Origin of the sequence: uncultured Kordia sp. (assembly GCF_947489565.1) — a bacterium.
In the GTDB taxonomy this organism is placed as follows: domain Bacteria; phylum Bacteroidota; class Bacteroidia; order Flavobacteriales; family Flavobacteriaceae; genus Kordia.
In genome coordinates this window covers 428,249-441,606 of record NZ_CANLEA010000002.1, presented here as the reverse complement: position 1 = coordinate 441,606, position 13,358 = coordinate 428,249, and the positions used below count along the sequence as shown (strand labels likewise).

Sequence of the window (13,358 nt, the reverse complement as noted above, 5' to 3'; positions counted from 1 at the left end):
GTTTACTAAAAAGCAGCAAATTTTGTGCCTTATTTTGAATATTTTAGATTCCTGCCTACGCAGGAATGACAAATGAATAATCAATATTTATTTTGACCTCAATATTGCTCGAACAGACGTTTTGTAATTGTAATATAATGATGAGCTACTGAATCAAGTTTAGCATGACGTAAATCTATAATTATATACTAATAACAATAGATGCATCCAAAAATCTAAAAGCAAAGAGCGTTTAATTCAATTTGGTAATTGGTTAATTTGAAAAGGAGTTATATACAAAAGTTTGCTTGCCAAAATACCAAGAGCGAAGCGATCTAAGAGGCGAAGCCGATCTAAAAGCGTCAGCGATCCAAAAGCAAAGCGTGTCTAAAAATCTACTTCTTAAATTTCGCCAATGCATTTTTAGTAAAGTCAGATAATACCAATGTTCCAGAAAGTTCAGCGCGTTCGGCTAAGAGTTCATCCCAATTTTCAGTGCCTTCCCACAGTATTTTTTTCATACCAGCCAACGCATCCGGATTGTATGAAGCAAGTTTTGCTGCAAAGAGTTCAACTTCTTTGTCCAATTCTTGCTGAGTTTCAAAGACTTTAGCAAACAAACCTTTCTCTTTTGCCCAATAGGCCGTTTTCCATTCGCTTGGCGCCAAACTTAATTCTGAAAATCCAGCTTTTCCAATTCGATTTTGTACAGCTGGTGCAATCACAAACGGACCAATTCCAATGGTTAATTCTGAGAGTTTTACAGAAGCTGCTTCGGTTGCCAATGCATAATCACATGCAGAAATTAACCCAACGCCTCCGCCGACAGCTTTTCCTTGTACACGACCAACAATCAGTTTTCCACAGGTGCGCATTGCGTTGATCACATTAGCAAAACCACTAAAAAATGTTTTTCCAGCTTCCAAAGTATCAATTGCAACGAGTTCATCAAAAGAAGCGCCAGCACAAAATGCACGATTGCCTTCACTTTTAAGAATAATCACGCTTACCGCATCGTTTTCAGCCAATTTTTTCAATTCATTCGTCAATCTATCTAACAATTCGCCAGGAAAAGAATTGCTTGCAGGATGCCCAAATTCTATCGTAGCGATATTATTTTGAATGTTGGTGTATAAACTTCCGTTGTTACGTGTTGTGGTCATGATATTGTGATTTTGTGTTGCAAAAATAGGAAGATAATTTTAGTAGAGAGAATTTAGATATTCGTATTGAGATGTTCTTAAGAATAACTCAGTATTTAAAAGAAGATCTCGATACAATTTTTCTTCATTTCATTATGAAAAACCACTCGACCTGACGGTTTGAGAAAATACGAAAAGTACGTCATGCTGAACTTGATTCAGTATCACAGATGAGTGAGAAATAATTTAAATTTCAAAAAATCTAATCCCAAAACACGTCTAATATGAAAGTAATTCTCGATACATTTTATTCCGATAAAATTCTCGAACAGACGTTTGGGAAACTGAAATTGAAACAAGTCTAAAAGGCAAAGCCGCTTCTAACAGCAAAGCGATTCTAAGTAAGTCTAACAAGTCTAGCTTCTCGTTTTCGGAACAAATTCTTTTCTAAATAAGTACACAAGTGGGAAACCACGAGCAATCATCCACAAAGTAAAAGCAATCCAAACCGCATATAGTTTTAAATCGAAATAATCTAACAAGAAAATAGTAGGGACAAAAACAGCAAAAGTTGAGACTAGCAATACGTTTCTAAGAACAGCCATTTTAGCCAATCCTTTAAAAATTCCATCAAAAACAAATGCAATGGCACAAACAGGTTGCATGGCTAATACCAACCAAAAAACTGCGTAGAATTCATCTAAAACTGCGGTTTGTTTTGTGAAAACCCAACCGATTGGAAAATATAAAATACCGCCAATGATTAACATGATGACACCAACCATGATGGCATAGCGAATCAATCGTTCGCTGAGTTTTACCAATTCGATATAGTTTTTTTCTCCATAAAGTTTTCCAGATAAGATGTTTCCAGCACTTGAATATCCATCGATAATGAATGCGCCAAATAACCAAATATTGAGCAAAATGGTATATGCGGCGCTGTAGTGTGCACCGTATTTTGTTGAAAATGCAGTGCCAAAATATAAAGCGGTATTTAAAGCAATGGTTCTAATGATTAAATTCAGAATCATGATGGCCATTTTTGGCAATTCTTCATGCAAAGGAAGGCGAATCTGAAGTGGAATTTGTGTTTTTTTCAAGAGTAATATTACTGATAAAATTGCCATAAAAACCTGAGCTACAATACTTGCATACGCAGCGCCTTCTACATGCATGGCTGGAATTAAATCTTGTATTCCGTATACCAAAACGATATCTAAACCAATATTTAGTAAAGTCCCTAAAATAGCAATGATCATAGGAATATAGGTGTTTTGCAAACCTCTAAATACGCCAAAAATGGCAAACGTAAGTAAGGTAAACGGCAAACCAAAGATGCGAATTTGAAAGTACGAACTACTGTAGTTTAGAACCATGCCTTCTGCGTTGTAAAATCTAAGAATATATTCTGCAAACGGATAACTGATGCTAATAACGACAATACTAATGAGAAGAATGATTCCGATAGCTTGTGCAGGCAAGGTTTTGATTTGGTCTAACTTGTTGGCGCCTAAGTATTGTGAAACTAGCGCTGAAATAGCACTGCGCGTTTGTCCAAAAACCCATACCAGCATTGAAATGAATGCGCCTGCAATTCCGACAGCGGCCAAGGCTTCGGTAGCATCAATGTCTACGTTTCCAACAACTGCGGTATCAGTAATGGATAGCAAAGGTTCCGCAACTCCAGCAATTAAGGCAGGAATGGCAATTTTATTAACAAGTGATGTGGTGACTTTTGTTTTCAAAGAATTCGTTCGTAACAATGAAATGGATATACACTTTGCTTAGGAAAGTAGATATCTTCCAATTTTTTATAGCCACGAAGTTCGTAAAACTTTTGGTTTCTAGGGTTCTTACTAAAGGTATCTAATCTTATAGAACTATAATTATTTTCTATAGCGTAGTTTTCTGCAAATTGCATTAAAAACTGCGCGTAGCCTTTTCCTTGTGCTTTTGGATGAACCGCTAATCGATGAATGTAAATATTGGCACCATTTGGCGTAATCCAATCTACGGTTTTATATTCTTCATCCATCAAGGTAGAAATGACAACACAACCCATAATCTCGTTGGCTTCTAGCAAAACATAGAGTTCATTTCGAGTGATATCATGCGCAAATGCTTCCCGATTTGGATAGTTTTCATTCCATTGAAAAATTCCTTTTTCAGTCATATGTTTTGCACAAGCTTTGGTGATGTTTAGTAAAGCATCAATGTCTTGAGAAGTTGCTATGCGAATGTGTGCGTTCATGTGTGTTTTTATTTCTTTTCCAATATCTTTTATTAGGCAGGACTTTTTTTACCATTCTCTCCAAAGGTCTGCAATTCCTTCTCCATCAGCATAGTCTTCTGGGTTCAATCCGGAAGCAATGGTTATTTGGTCAATTAATTCACATAAATCTTCCCTTTCGCCAGTTTCAATTAAACCTTCAACACTATTATCTAAGGTATTTAATGAATTCACAGCTTTTTCAAACAGTGCTATTTTGTCTTTTTCGTTTCCATGTTCACCTAGTGTGATAAGTTTAGCAATTAGGTTGTCAAAAATAGCTTTAGCAGCATTGCAGTTTTCTTCTGAATATTGTTCCATTTCATATTCAAAAAATGCTTCTCTCCATGCTTTAAATGGATATCCTTTTTTAGTTTGATTCAGTTTTTCCGAAAAAGCGGAATTATTGGTATTCACAGTTGGTTGTTCTATCTTGATTTCTTGACTTTCTTCTGTTTTCGTGGTTGTTTCTGAAGACTTCTTGTTCTTTTTTAGATTTACGATACTATATACGATTCCACAAACGACTAGAATTCCTATTACTATGTATATGGTATTTTTCATATTCTCTTGATTGATGGTGTTTTCAGCTATTGTTAAAACTAAAATAAACTTCCAAAAGATCAAACTATTTTTAAAGTTTAAAAAACAGAAATATCAGGATAGAACTAAAAAATGATTATTTTTGCAGAAATTTTAAGACAATGAACCATATTTTAGTTCCTATTGGAGAATCTACAAATGCAAAGAATACCTTGCAGTACGCGATTGATTTCGCCGAAGCAATGAATGCCAAAGTATTTGTATTTAGAGCATTTAAAGTACTTTCTAAAGCAGGAACGATTTTAAATGTCGACGAGATTGTTGGTCGTGAAACGGCTAGCCACGTAAAAGAAGTTGTAGAAAGTGTAGACTTGAAAGGTGTTGATGTGTCTGTAATTTCTGCAAAAGGAAACGTAATTGATAGTATTAATTCAATTGATAAAGAGTTAGGAATTGACCTAATTATTCTTGGGCCAAGAAGTAACTCTATTAAAGAAGAAATGTTTTTAGGAAATACTTCTGGAAGCATTGTAAAACAAACAGATATTTCGGTTTTAGTTGTGCCTGAAGGATATGCCTTTAAACCTGTTAAAAAAGTGTTGACGGCTATCAAATCAGGAGTAATTAAGCGTAAAGAAGTATTGCAGCCATTGGAAACTATTTTAGAAGTTTTTGGTGCAAAAATGCGCTTGTTACAAGTAAAAACGCCTAACTTTTTAGAAGAAGATTTAGAATTTCATTCAGAATTGGCAGCGATAACTTCTGCATATAAAAGTTCTGAAAATGCAACCTTATTTCAAGGAGTTTTAGAGCATTTGAATGAAAATCATCCAGATATGATTTGCGTATTTAGACGCAAGCGTGGATTCTTTAAAAAGCTTTGGGAACAAAATTCTGTAAAGAAAGTAGATTTTGAAAGTCGTTTGCCTTTATTAGTATTAAAAGGAACCGAATAAGAAAAAGAAAAATTTTAATGCATAAAAAGCTGCTCAGTATTGTTATTGAGCAGCTTTTTGTTTTTTAGGCTTACTGTCAATTGATACTATGTTTTTTATAACTTTTAAAGTATAACCAAAACTTTACAGTATGAAAAGAAGACAGTTAAAAAGTTTAAACTTATTAGTAAATTTTAGTGCTCGGGTTTAAATAAATACGACTATAGACACTATTTTTTTTCAAAATTTGATTTTAGTTTCGATACAAATTAATTTCAAAATATTTAATTATGAAAAAAAGAGAAATTAAGTCATTAAGACTACGAAAAAAATCGATTGCAACTTTTAATAATCCTGCTACAGTTAAAGGTGGTCAACAAACAGAGGAAACACGTCCAGTAGGTTGTAGAAGTGGATGTTTTTGTCTTACAATAGAATGTCCAACCGATTCAATGGATGTAGGATGCTTTACCTACGATCCTAACAATACTTTATGTATAGCTCCTCCGAATCCATAAAAAAGTCTAAACGAGTTTATACTATAGAAAGTTGTTCAATACTATTTTGAGCAGCTTTTTTATGTCAGAGTTTTTTGAAGCAATCAGTAAAGTATTTTGTAACTTTATAAAGTAACCAAAACTTTAGAGTATGAAAAAAAGAGAGTTAAAAAGTTTAAACCTTCATAAAAAGGTCATCAGTAAACTAAAAGTAAAAGACTTAACAGCAAAAGTAGGAGGAGCTACTGGAGATCCTTGTAGTGGTGATACAGCTCCTATTTATAGTTGCCACGAAGAAACGTGTATGGGACCGCCACAATAGGCGATATATTATGAAGAAAGTGAGTTTTTAAGACTCACTTTTTTTATGAATTACTACGCTATATTTTTCAATAGATATATAGTTAATTTTGCACTCGTATTTTTTAAAATACGAGTATAAAAAATATGTTTTACAAGCTTTTCGTTTTAGCTTCGATTCAAATTAACTTTTAAAATCTTTTATTATGAAAAAAAAGAATGTTAGCAAATTGAAGCTGAATAAACTTCAAGTTTCTAATTTGAATTTCACCAATTCAGTAGTTGGAGGAAGAAGAACATTTACAAATTGTTTTTCATGTGATCCGAACGATTGTGTTTCAGATGGAACACATTGCGATTGTGGAACCATACGTTGTGATGGCGGTGGTGGAGGAACAGAATCTCACCCAAATTGTATCACAGCAAATTGTGGATATCCAACAGATGGTTGTCCAACAGATTATGACTGTTCTTAATCGTAAACTATAATTGTTTTATATGAGTTTTGAAACTACTTTATTTCAAAATTTTATCAATCAATTATCATATGGTTCTGAGATTGATACTATGATACTTTGCGGTAGTTATGCATTAGGCACAGCTACCGAATCGTCCGATATTGATCTCAGAATTATTGTTTTTGATACATGTGCTATTTCTGAAAGACGTATTATGACAATAGATGGCTATCAATTTTCGTATGCAACCTATGGAGAAAGTCAATATAAGTCTATGATGGAGCAGCAATTTACCAACAGAAGCAAGTTTGAAGCGCGAATGTTGGCTACTGGAACTGTGCTCTATCAGCATGAAAAAAGCACACTTTCTCTAAAAGCTTTCGCCGAGAACATCATGTTGAAGCCTTTTGATGCACTTTTGCAACGTGAGTTGAATAGATTGCGTTATAAAGTCAGGAATCACTATGAAAAAGTAATGAAACTATCTACATCATCCAGTTTCTTTGCCTATAATTATTTTTGCTTTTTGAAAAATTTACTGCTTACCTACAGTAATATTTTAGGCACTGAATATATTTTGGAAGATAAACTAGAAGCGTATTTTTATTCAGAAGATTTTCGAGAATTGCATCAAATGCAAAACATAGAAGACGAGCAATTTAAGTTACTCTTTGAAGCTGCTATTCAAAACGTAAAAAAAGATAATTTACAAAAGCTGTATGCACATGTAGAAACTAAAATTGGCGCAATTTCGTTAGATAATTTTACTTTTTGATAAAATCAATGGTTGTTTGTACGACGTGTTGCAAATCTTTTGGCAACTGTGTTTCATTCCACGGATGACGCGCACCAAATACATGATCGGCATTTTCAATGAGATAAAGCTCGCTTTTAGGATTCCACTGATGTAATTTTTGTGCTTCTTCAACCGAAACTGCTGGATCTGTAGTTCCGTGAATGATTGCATGTGGAATGTGTATGTTTTTTGTCGCTCTTTGAATATCTAAACGTGTCGCATTTGCTTTAAAATCTTCGAAAAATTGATAGAAATGTGGCATTTCTTGCTTTGTTCTGCCATTAATTACATAAAAAACACCTGAATCTTTCCAATCTTGTAAAGCTGTTCCTTTTGGGAATCGTGTTGCGTAATCGGAAACGCCAGCCCAAGAAATTAGTTGGGTTATTTTTGTTGCCTCTGCTGCTTTTATCGTTACAATTCCGCCACCGCGTGAATGACCAATTAAGGAAATAGTTGCTGTGTTTGCTTCCGCAGAAAATTCAAAGGAATTGCTGACTATATGATCAATTATATACTGTAAATCGTTGAGTTCTTTGGTATAATTGTTTTCGCCAAACGCAGTTAAATCAGGGAAATCAATAGGTTGTTCCATCGTACCGCCATTGTGCGAAAAATTGAACTTTACAAAGAAAAAATCCGCTTTAGCGAAAGCTTCTGCTACCAAATCCCATGCGCCCCAATCTTTAAAACCTTTATAACCATGACAAAAAATAACAATAGGCTTCTGCTGATCGTTTTTATTAAAAAAGTAATCAACTAGTATGCTTTTGTCGTTTTTGCGCGTTAAAACCTTGTTTTTGACCTTCTGTATCATGTTTAAACTTCTTTTTCGGTGAATGGAATATCGGTATTGCAAATTTCAAGAATCAACTGTTTCAACTCAACTAAAAAATCATCTAGCGTTTCGGTGGTGATGACTTGATTTTTGTTTCGAGCTCTGGCAGATTCTTTGGTGCCAAATTTTAAAAATCCGCTTTGTAAATTTTTAAAAGAAATAATACCTGCTTCTGTTTCTTGTTGGAATGCTTGTTTTTGATGAATCATATACGCATACGCCAATACTTGAAAGCTTTTGCTGAATTTATAATCTTGTGTGAGTAAATCCCAATCGACAATTTCGACATCACCTTGCGACACTTTTCCCGTCTTATAATCTATAATACGCATCACGCCATCGAGTTCGTCAACACGATCCACTTTTCCGCCAATATATACAGGAAAATCCAATTCTGGAATCTCAACTTTGGCTTGTAATGTTTGTTCTATTTGAAGAATTCGCAAAGTTTTTCCGCTTTTTAAAGTCTGCAATTCTTGTTGTAAAAAGTTGGTCACATAACGTTTGGCAACATTAAAAATGATGAGGTTTTTTCCACGATGAATATTTCCTTCACCATAGGTTTTCTTGAAATTTTCCACCACAAGTGCTTCTACATTTTTAAACATCGCTTTGATGTCATTTGTGGTAATTATTTTTCCTTCAAATGGCTTGTATAATAATTCCAAGGTATCGTGTACAACCGTTCCAAGCGTGTTTGCTGCCACAGTTTCTTCTACGGCTTCGTATTCGTTGATGCCTAGTATTTTTTGATAATAGAAATCTATCGGATTGCGAATGTAGGAAGTCAATGCTGAAGGCGAAAATCCTTTGTTGGCAATATCTTTGATACGACCCAACATGGAAGTTTCTTTTTTGACTACTTGCAGCTGATGTTCAATTTTTGGCACTTTCGGAATCACTACATTTTGTCTTAAAGTATGATTGGGCATCTTATAGGTTTCCAATTGCATTAAAAAACGACTTCGTTCACCACCATTGAGTCCGTCAGCTTCAGTATTGTAGAGTAAATATACGTTTTCGGCTCTGTGCAACAAACGGTAAAAGTGATACGTATAAATGGCATCTTTTTCTTTGTAAGTTGGCAGATTGAACTGTTTCTTAAGATCAAATGGAATAAACGAATTGTTGCTTTTTCCGGAAGGTAAAATTCCTTCGTTTACCGAAGAAAGAATCACGGTTTTAAAATCGAGCACACGTGTTTCTAGCATTCCCATTAATTGCAATCCTTGTAAAGGTTCGCCTTTAAAATCAAGCGTTTCTGTACTGATAATTTCTTTATACAAGGCCAATAAGGACTTAATATCTGTGATATAATTGTGTTGCTTGGTCAACAATTGTAATTGGTTGAAGACTTCATTGAAACGATATAAATATTCCAATGCTAATAAATGTTGCTCGCGATTTTCAATCAGTTTGGCTTTCAAATGACGAATCAGCTTCACGCAATTCTGAATGGCCAATTTTGGTTTATCATTCCAATAAGTAAACAAAAGTTTTGCAATTTCCTGTACGTTTTTTGGGAAGCGTTCTACAATCTGTTCCGTGCTAACGTATATGATATTATTTGATTGAATGTATTGAATAATATCTGCTGCCAGATTTCTGTCTTTTTGTTGAAAAAGCGGGCGCAAATTCGTGTCTGACAATACATTGATAATATTTTTATAGTAAAATGTATTGTTTCTATGATGTTCCTGGAGCAGGTATAAATTATTGAAAGTAGTTGCTAGTGGAATGTCTTTTAACGGAAATCCCATTGTAATATTTAGCCGTTCTATTGCTTGTGGAAGTGAATTTAAGCAAGGAATTAATAATTGCTCGTCGCCAAGTACAACCGCAACATCTTGCAGCGTTTCATCTTCTTGTTGCAAGGTTTGAAGAATTTCTCCAATATATTTTGCCTGAGTTACATTTTTAGGAACTCCAATGATTTCAATATTTTTAGTGTTGGAGAAATTATCAGCGATCCAAGAAAAATCGTGTTTTTGAAAATAATTCCATTCGTATCTGTGACGACGTAAAAATAGACTTGCATCATGTGCAGGATCGTCAAAAAATACTTGATCTGTATCCCATAAAATTTCAGCCAATCCGACTTCTAAAAATTCTTGAATAATCTTTTCTTCAGCAGTATTTAATGCATTGAAGCCAATAAAGTAATGTTTTTTGTCTTCGTTTTTCTGTAAATAAAATTCCAAACTATCCACAGCTTCACGATAGACCAATCCTTGATAAGCAATTCCTTTTTGGGTGATTTTTTCAGTTAAAACATCGTAGTATTCTTGAAGTTTATTCCAAAAAGTCAAATAGTTTTTGACTAAAGTTGTTGGTTCTTTTTCTAAAGACCAGTGATTAATTTCCTGAATTGCTCCTAGATAATTGAAAATGTCTTTTTGAGAAATTAAATAACGATCAATTTCATTAAAATCTTGTAATAATATTTGTGCCCATTTTGAAAAAGAATCAAAAGGTTCTTGTGCTTCTTTTGGTGTGAGTTCTTTATAAACAGTATAAAATTCGAAGAGTAATTCGGTATTACTTACAGAAGTATAACCAGAAATTTGCTCTACTAATTCTTCAATACTTAAAATATCGGGTGCAAAAGATGTTTGCTGAATTTGTTGCGAAAGTTCGTGCTTTAAGAAGACACCTGCTCTTTTGCTGGGCAATACCAAGGTAAGATTGCTAATATTGGTATTGGTTTCAAGAATATAGCTAACAACATGCGAAAGAAATGACTTCATGTTGTAAAAATAAAAAAACGCCTCGATATTTCGAGGCGTTTTCTATGATGTTATTGTGAATTAAGATTAGTTTCTTACTAATTTAATTTCTACTCTTCTGTTTTGAGCTCTTCCTTTGCTTGTTCTGTTAGAAGCGATTGGCTCTTTTTCTCCAAATCCTACTGCAGAAAACTTGTTACTTACTTTAGATTCTAAGTATTTTTTAACAGCGTTAGCTCTCTTTTCAGATAACTTTTGGTTTAATTTATCAGATCCTACGCTATCAGTATGTCCACCGATAGTGAAAGCTTCTTTAGGGAAACCTTTGATTAATTCAGCAATCTTGTCTAAGATAGCATAAGTTTCAGCCTTGAAAGAATCTTTTCCTGAGTTAAAGTATACAGTTCTAGCTAAGTTATCTAAAACAGTGATTTCAGTTTCAGTCATTCTAGCGATTGGAGGACATCCGTCGTTCTCAGCAACACCAGCAACTTCTGGACATCTATCATCTTTGTCTAATACTCCGTCACCGTCTTTGTCAGTCCATGGGCATCCTTTGTTTGCAGATGGTCCAGCTTCGTTAGGACAGTTATCTTTTTTGTCAGTGATTCCGTCACCGTCAGTATCAGGACATCCGTTCATTGCTTTAGAACCAGCAACTTCTGGACAATCATCTTTGTTATCAGCGATTCCGTCACCGTCAGTATCAGGACATCCGTTTAATGCAGCTAAACCTGCAGTATCAGGACAGTCATCTTTACTATCTTCGATTCCGTCACCGTCAGTATCAGGACATCCGTTGAATTCTGGTAAACCTTTTACGTCTGGACAAGCGTCGTCTTTGTCATAAATTCCATCTTCGTCAGTATCTTTTCCTCCAAATCTGATAGAAATACCAGCTAAGTGTTGGAAGTGAGGCGCTAAGTAGTCCTCAAAAGAGTGCTTATAAGTTGTTTGTACGCTGAAAGCGATATTTTCAGTAAACCAGTAGTTTACTCCTAGACCTGCATTTACAGTTCCAGCTCCGATATCGTCAACCCAAGTGTAACCTCCACCAACTTCTACGAAAGGATCAAATTTCCCTAAGTCATAAAGCTCATTAAGATTGTACTTGATAAGAGCGTCAAATCCGTAGTATGTTAGATCTTCTACTTTTTGCTCTCCGTAATTTTCAATTCTGTTAACAGAACCTCTTACTCCTACAGAGAATCCGTCTCCTACGTACTTAGAAACGCTTATTGCTGAAAGTGTAGGTAGGATATTCCAGTGATCTCCTAAGTTGAAGTACTCGTCAAACCACTTTCCTGTAATGCCCGCAGCTTCCATATCATTCGTTGGATAGAAATCAACAGCATTAACGCTAACGTTAATTTGCCATGGGTTATTTGAGTCTTGAGCTTTTACGTTGCTGAATCCTACTACAAGCAACAAAGCAACTAAAAATCTGCTAAGATGTTTCATGTTTTAATTATTTAATTTTAAGTGTTAATTAAAGGACAAATGTAAGTTGTTAATACTTATTAACAAAGACAAATATATTAATTTTTTTAGAAAACGTTAAGAAATATGAATATTTAAGCTTTTAAATGACGTTTAATTCTTTTCCTATTTCTGTAAATGCTGCAATCGCTTTGTCTAAATGTTCTTTGGTATGCGCTGCAGATAGCTGAACTCGTATTCTTGCTTTTTCTTTAGGAACTACTGGATAGAAGAAACCAATTACATAGATTCCTTTTTCCAATAACTTGTCTGCCATTACTTGTGATAGCTTGGCATCATATAACATTACTGGAACGATAGCAGAGTCACCATCTACAATATCAAAACCAGCATTTTTAATTCCTTTTTTGAAATAGTCAGTATTGTCAGAAAGCTTATCACGTAAAGTGGTATCGTTTTCTAGCATTTCAAATACTTTGATAGATGCTCCAACAATAGCAGGCGCTAGCGAGTTAGAGAATAAATAAGGTCTTGAACGTTGACGTAGTATTTCAATGATTTCTTTTTTTCCTGTGGTATATCCGCCCATAGCGCCACCCATAGCTTTTCCTAGTGTTCCTGTAATGATGTCAATTTTGCCCATTACATTCTTTTCTTCTAAGGTTCCGCGTCCAGTTTCACCAATAAAACCAGTGGCATGACATTCATCAATCATAATCATAGCATCATATTGTTCCGCCAAAACGACAATTTGATCTAGTGGTGCTACCAATCCGTCCATAGAAAATACACCATCAGTCACAATGATTTTAAATCGTGCTCCATCTGCATTTGCTTGTTGCAATTGCTTTTCTAAATCTGCCATATCATTGTTTTGATAGCGGTAACGCGCAGCCTTACACAAACGCACACCATCAATGATAGAAGCATGATTTAGTGAATCTGAAATAATAGCATCTTCTTTTGTAAGCAAAGGTTCAAAAACACCACCATTGGCATCAAAAGCAGCAGCATATAATATAGTATCTTCTGTACCGTAATAGTCTGCAATTTTTTGCTCTAATTTTTTGTGAATATCCTGTGTTCCACATATAAAACGTACCGAAGACATTCCAAATCCGTGCGTATCCATCGTATCTTTTGCCGCTTGAATTACATCAGGATGCGAAGACAATCCTAAGTAATTATTCGCACAAAAATTAATAACAGTTTCTCCTGTATTTATTGTGATTTCTGCTCCTTGCGCCGAGGTAATGACACGTTCTTTTTTATACAATCCAGCTTCTTTTATTTCTTCGAGCTCTTTTTGTAAGTGTTGTTGAATACTTCCGTACATGCTTATTTAGGTTTTTACAAAAATAGTTACCATTTTTGAGTTATACCATATTATTTTTTGAATTTACTGTAATTAAATAGCCTTTTGAATGTCAAT

13 protein-coding genes are annotated in these 13,358 nt (G+C 34.6%); 5 read left to right on the top strand and 8 right to left on the bottom strand.

Going from position 1 to position 13,358, the window contains the following annotated elements:
- Positions 1-374: 374 nt before the first annotated feature.
- From Q0845_RS04615 to Q0845_RS04600, 4 genes are all read right to left on the bottom strand, one after another.
- Positions 375-1,142: an enoyl-CoA hydratase/isomerase family protein gene (locus tag Q0845_RS04615; RefSeq protein ID WP_298509840.1), complete on the bottom strand. Its 768-nt coding sequence runs from the start codon at positions 1,140-1,142 to the stop codon at positions 375-377.
- A 395-nt stretch (positions 1,143-1,537) separates the two neighbouring features.
- Positions 1,538-2,869, bottom strand: a complete 1,332-nt coding sequence (locus Q0845_RS04610) for an MATE family efflux transporter (protein ID WP_298509836.1) — start codon at positions 2,867-2,869, stop codon at positions 1,538-1,540.
- Positions 2,866-3,375 carry a GNAT family N-acetyltransferase gene (locus tag Q0845_RS04605; protein ID WP_298509833.1) on the bottom strand — a complete coding sequence of 170 codons (510 nt, stop codon included), beginning with the start codon at positions 3,373-3,375 and terminating at the stop codon, positions 2,866-2,868. The genes Q0845_RS04610 and Q0845_RS04605 overlap by 4 nt, the downstream gene beginning before the upstream one ends.
- A 48-nt stretch (positions 3,376-3,423) precedes the next feature.
- Positions 3,424-3,957, bottom strand: a complete 534-nt coding sequence (locus Q0845_RS04600; RefSeq protein WP_298509830.1) for a hypothetical protein — start codon at positions 3,955-3,957, stop codon at positions 3,424-3,426.
- 140 nt (positions 3,958-4,097) lie between these two features.
- Here Q0845_RS04600 and Q0845_RS04595 point away from each other — a divergent pair, with 140 nt between their 5' ends.
- From Q0845_RS04595 to Q0845_RS04575, 5 genes are all read left to right on the top strand, one after another.
- Positions 4,098-4,892, top strand: coding sequence for a universal stress protein (locus Q0845_RS04595; RefSeq protein WP_298509827.1), 795 nt, complete (start codon positions 4,098-4,100; stop codon positions 4,890-4,892).
- Between the two features lie 269 nt (positions 4,893-5,161).
- Positions 5,162-5,389, top strand: a complete 228-nt coding sequence (locus Q0845_RS04590; protein ID WP_298509824.1) for a hypothetical protein — start codon at positions 5,162-5,164, stop codon at positions 5,387-5,389.
- Between the two features lie 130 nt (positions 5,390-5,519).
- Positions 5,520-5,690: a hypothetical protein gene (locus Q0845_RS04585; RefSeq protein WP_298509821.1), complete on the top strand. Its 171-nt coding sequence runs from the start codon at positions 5,520-5,522 to the stop codon at positions 5,688-5,690.
- 184 nt (positions 5,691-5,874) lie between these two features.
- A complete protein-coding gene (locus Q0845_RS04580) occupies positions 5,875-6,144 on the top strand; it encodes a hypothetical protein (RefSeq protein WP_298509818.1) in 270 nt (89 codons plus the stop codon).
- 22 nt (positions 6,145-6,166) lie between these two features.
- Positions 6,167-6,901, top strand: coding sequence for a nucleotidyltransferase domain-containing protein (locus tag Q0845_RS04575; protein WP_298509815.1), 735 nt, complete (start codon positions 6,167-6,169; stop codon positions 6,899-6,901).
- Here the strand turns inward: Q0845_RS04575 and Q0845_RS04570 are convergent.
- The 4 genes from Q0845_RS04570 to kbl all read right to left on the bottom strand — a co-directional run bounded on the left by Q0845_RS04570 (position 6,891) and on the right by kbl (position 13,262).
- Complete coding sequence (locus tag Q0845_RS04570) at positions 6,891-7,739, bottom strand: alpha/beta hydrolase (protein ID WP_298509812.1); 849 nt, start codon at positions 7,737-7,739, stop codon at positions 6,891-6,893. The genes Q0845_RS04575 and Q0845_RS04570 overlap by 11 nt on opposite strands.
- Before the next feature lie 2 nt (positions 7,740-7,741).
- The gene (locus tag Q0845_RS04565) at positions 7,742-10,507 is read right to left on the bottom strand and encodes a PD-(D/E)XK nuclease family protein (RefSeq protein WP_298509810.1); all 2,766 of its coding nucleotides are present in this window, start codon (positions 10,505-10,507) and stop codon (positions 7,742-7,744) included.
- A gap of 66 nt (positions 10,508-10,573) precedes the next feature.
- Positions 10,574-11,947: an OmpA family protein gene (locus Q0845_RS04560; protein ID WP_298509805.1), complete on the bottom strand. Its 1,374-nt coding sequence runs from the start codon at positions 11,945-11,947 to the stop codon at positions 10,574-10,576.
- A 121-nt stretch (positions 11,948-12,068) separates the two neighbouring features.
- Positions 12,069-13,262 carry a glycine C-acetyltransferase gene (kbl, locus tag Q0845_RS04555; protein WP_298509802.1) on the bottom strand — a complete coding sequence of 398 codons (1,194 nt, stop codon included), beginning with the start codon at positions 13,260-13,262 and terminating at the stop codon, positions 12,069-12,071.
- Positions 13,263-13,358 lie beyond the last annotated feature (96 nt).

Excerpts from the sequence above, each read along its gene's own strand:
- Q0845_RS04615 (WP_298509840.1), bottom strand. The coding sequence starts at position 1,142 with ATGACCACAACACGTAACAACGGAAGTTTATACACCAACATTCAAAAT.
- Q0845_RS04605 (WP_298509833.1), bottom strand. The coding sequence starts at position 3,375 with ATGAACGCACACATTCGCATAGCAACTTCTCAAGACATTGATGCTTTA.
- Q0845_RS04600 (WP_298509830.1), bottom strand. The coding sequence starts at position 3,957 with ATGAAAAATACCATATACATAGTAATAGGAATTCTAGTCGTTTGTGGA.
- Q0845_RS04595 (WP_298509827.1), top strand. The coding sequence starts at position 4,098 with ATGAACCATATTTTAGTTCCTATTGGAGAATCTACAAATGCAAAGAAT.
- Q0845_RS04590 (WP_298509824.1), top strand. The coding sequence starts at position 5,162 with ATGAAAAAAAGAGAAATTAAGTCATTAAGACTACGAAAAAAATCGATT.
- Q0845_RS04585 (WP_298509821.1), top strand. The coding sequence starts at position 5,520 with ATGAAAAAAAGAGAGTTAAAAAGTTTAAACCTTCATAAAAAGGTCATC.
- Q0845_RS04580 (WP_298509818.1), top strand. The coding sequence starts at position 5,875 with ATGAAAAAAAAGAATGTTAGCAAATTGAAGCTGAATAAACTTCAAGTT.
- Q0845_RS04575 (WP_298509815.1), top strand. The coding sequence starts at position 6,167 with ATGAGTTTTGAAACTACTTTATTTCAAAATTTTATCAATCAATTATCA.
- Q0845_RS04570 (WP_298509812.1), bottom strand. The coding sequence starts at position 7,739 with ATGATACAGAAGGTCAAAAACAAGGTTTTAACGCGCAAAAACGACAAA.
- Q0845_RS04565 (WP_298509810.1), bottom strand. The coding sequence starts at position 10,507 with ATGAAGTCATTTCTTTCGCATGTTGTTAGCTATATTCTTGAAACCAAT.
- Q0845_RS04560 (WP_298509805.1), bottom strand. The coding sequence starts at position 11,947 with ATGAAACATCTTAGCAGATTTTTAGTTGCTTTGTTGCTTGTAGTAGGA.
- kbl (WP_298509802.1), bottom strand. The coding sequence starts at position 13,262 with ATGTACGGAAGTATTCAACAACACTTACAAAAAGAGCTCGAAGAAATA.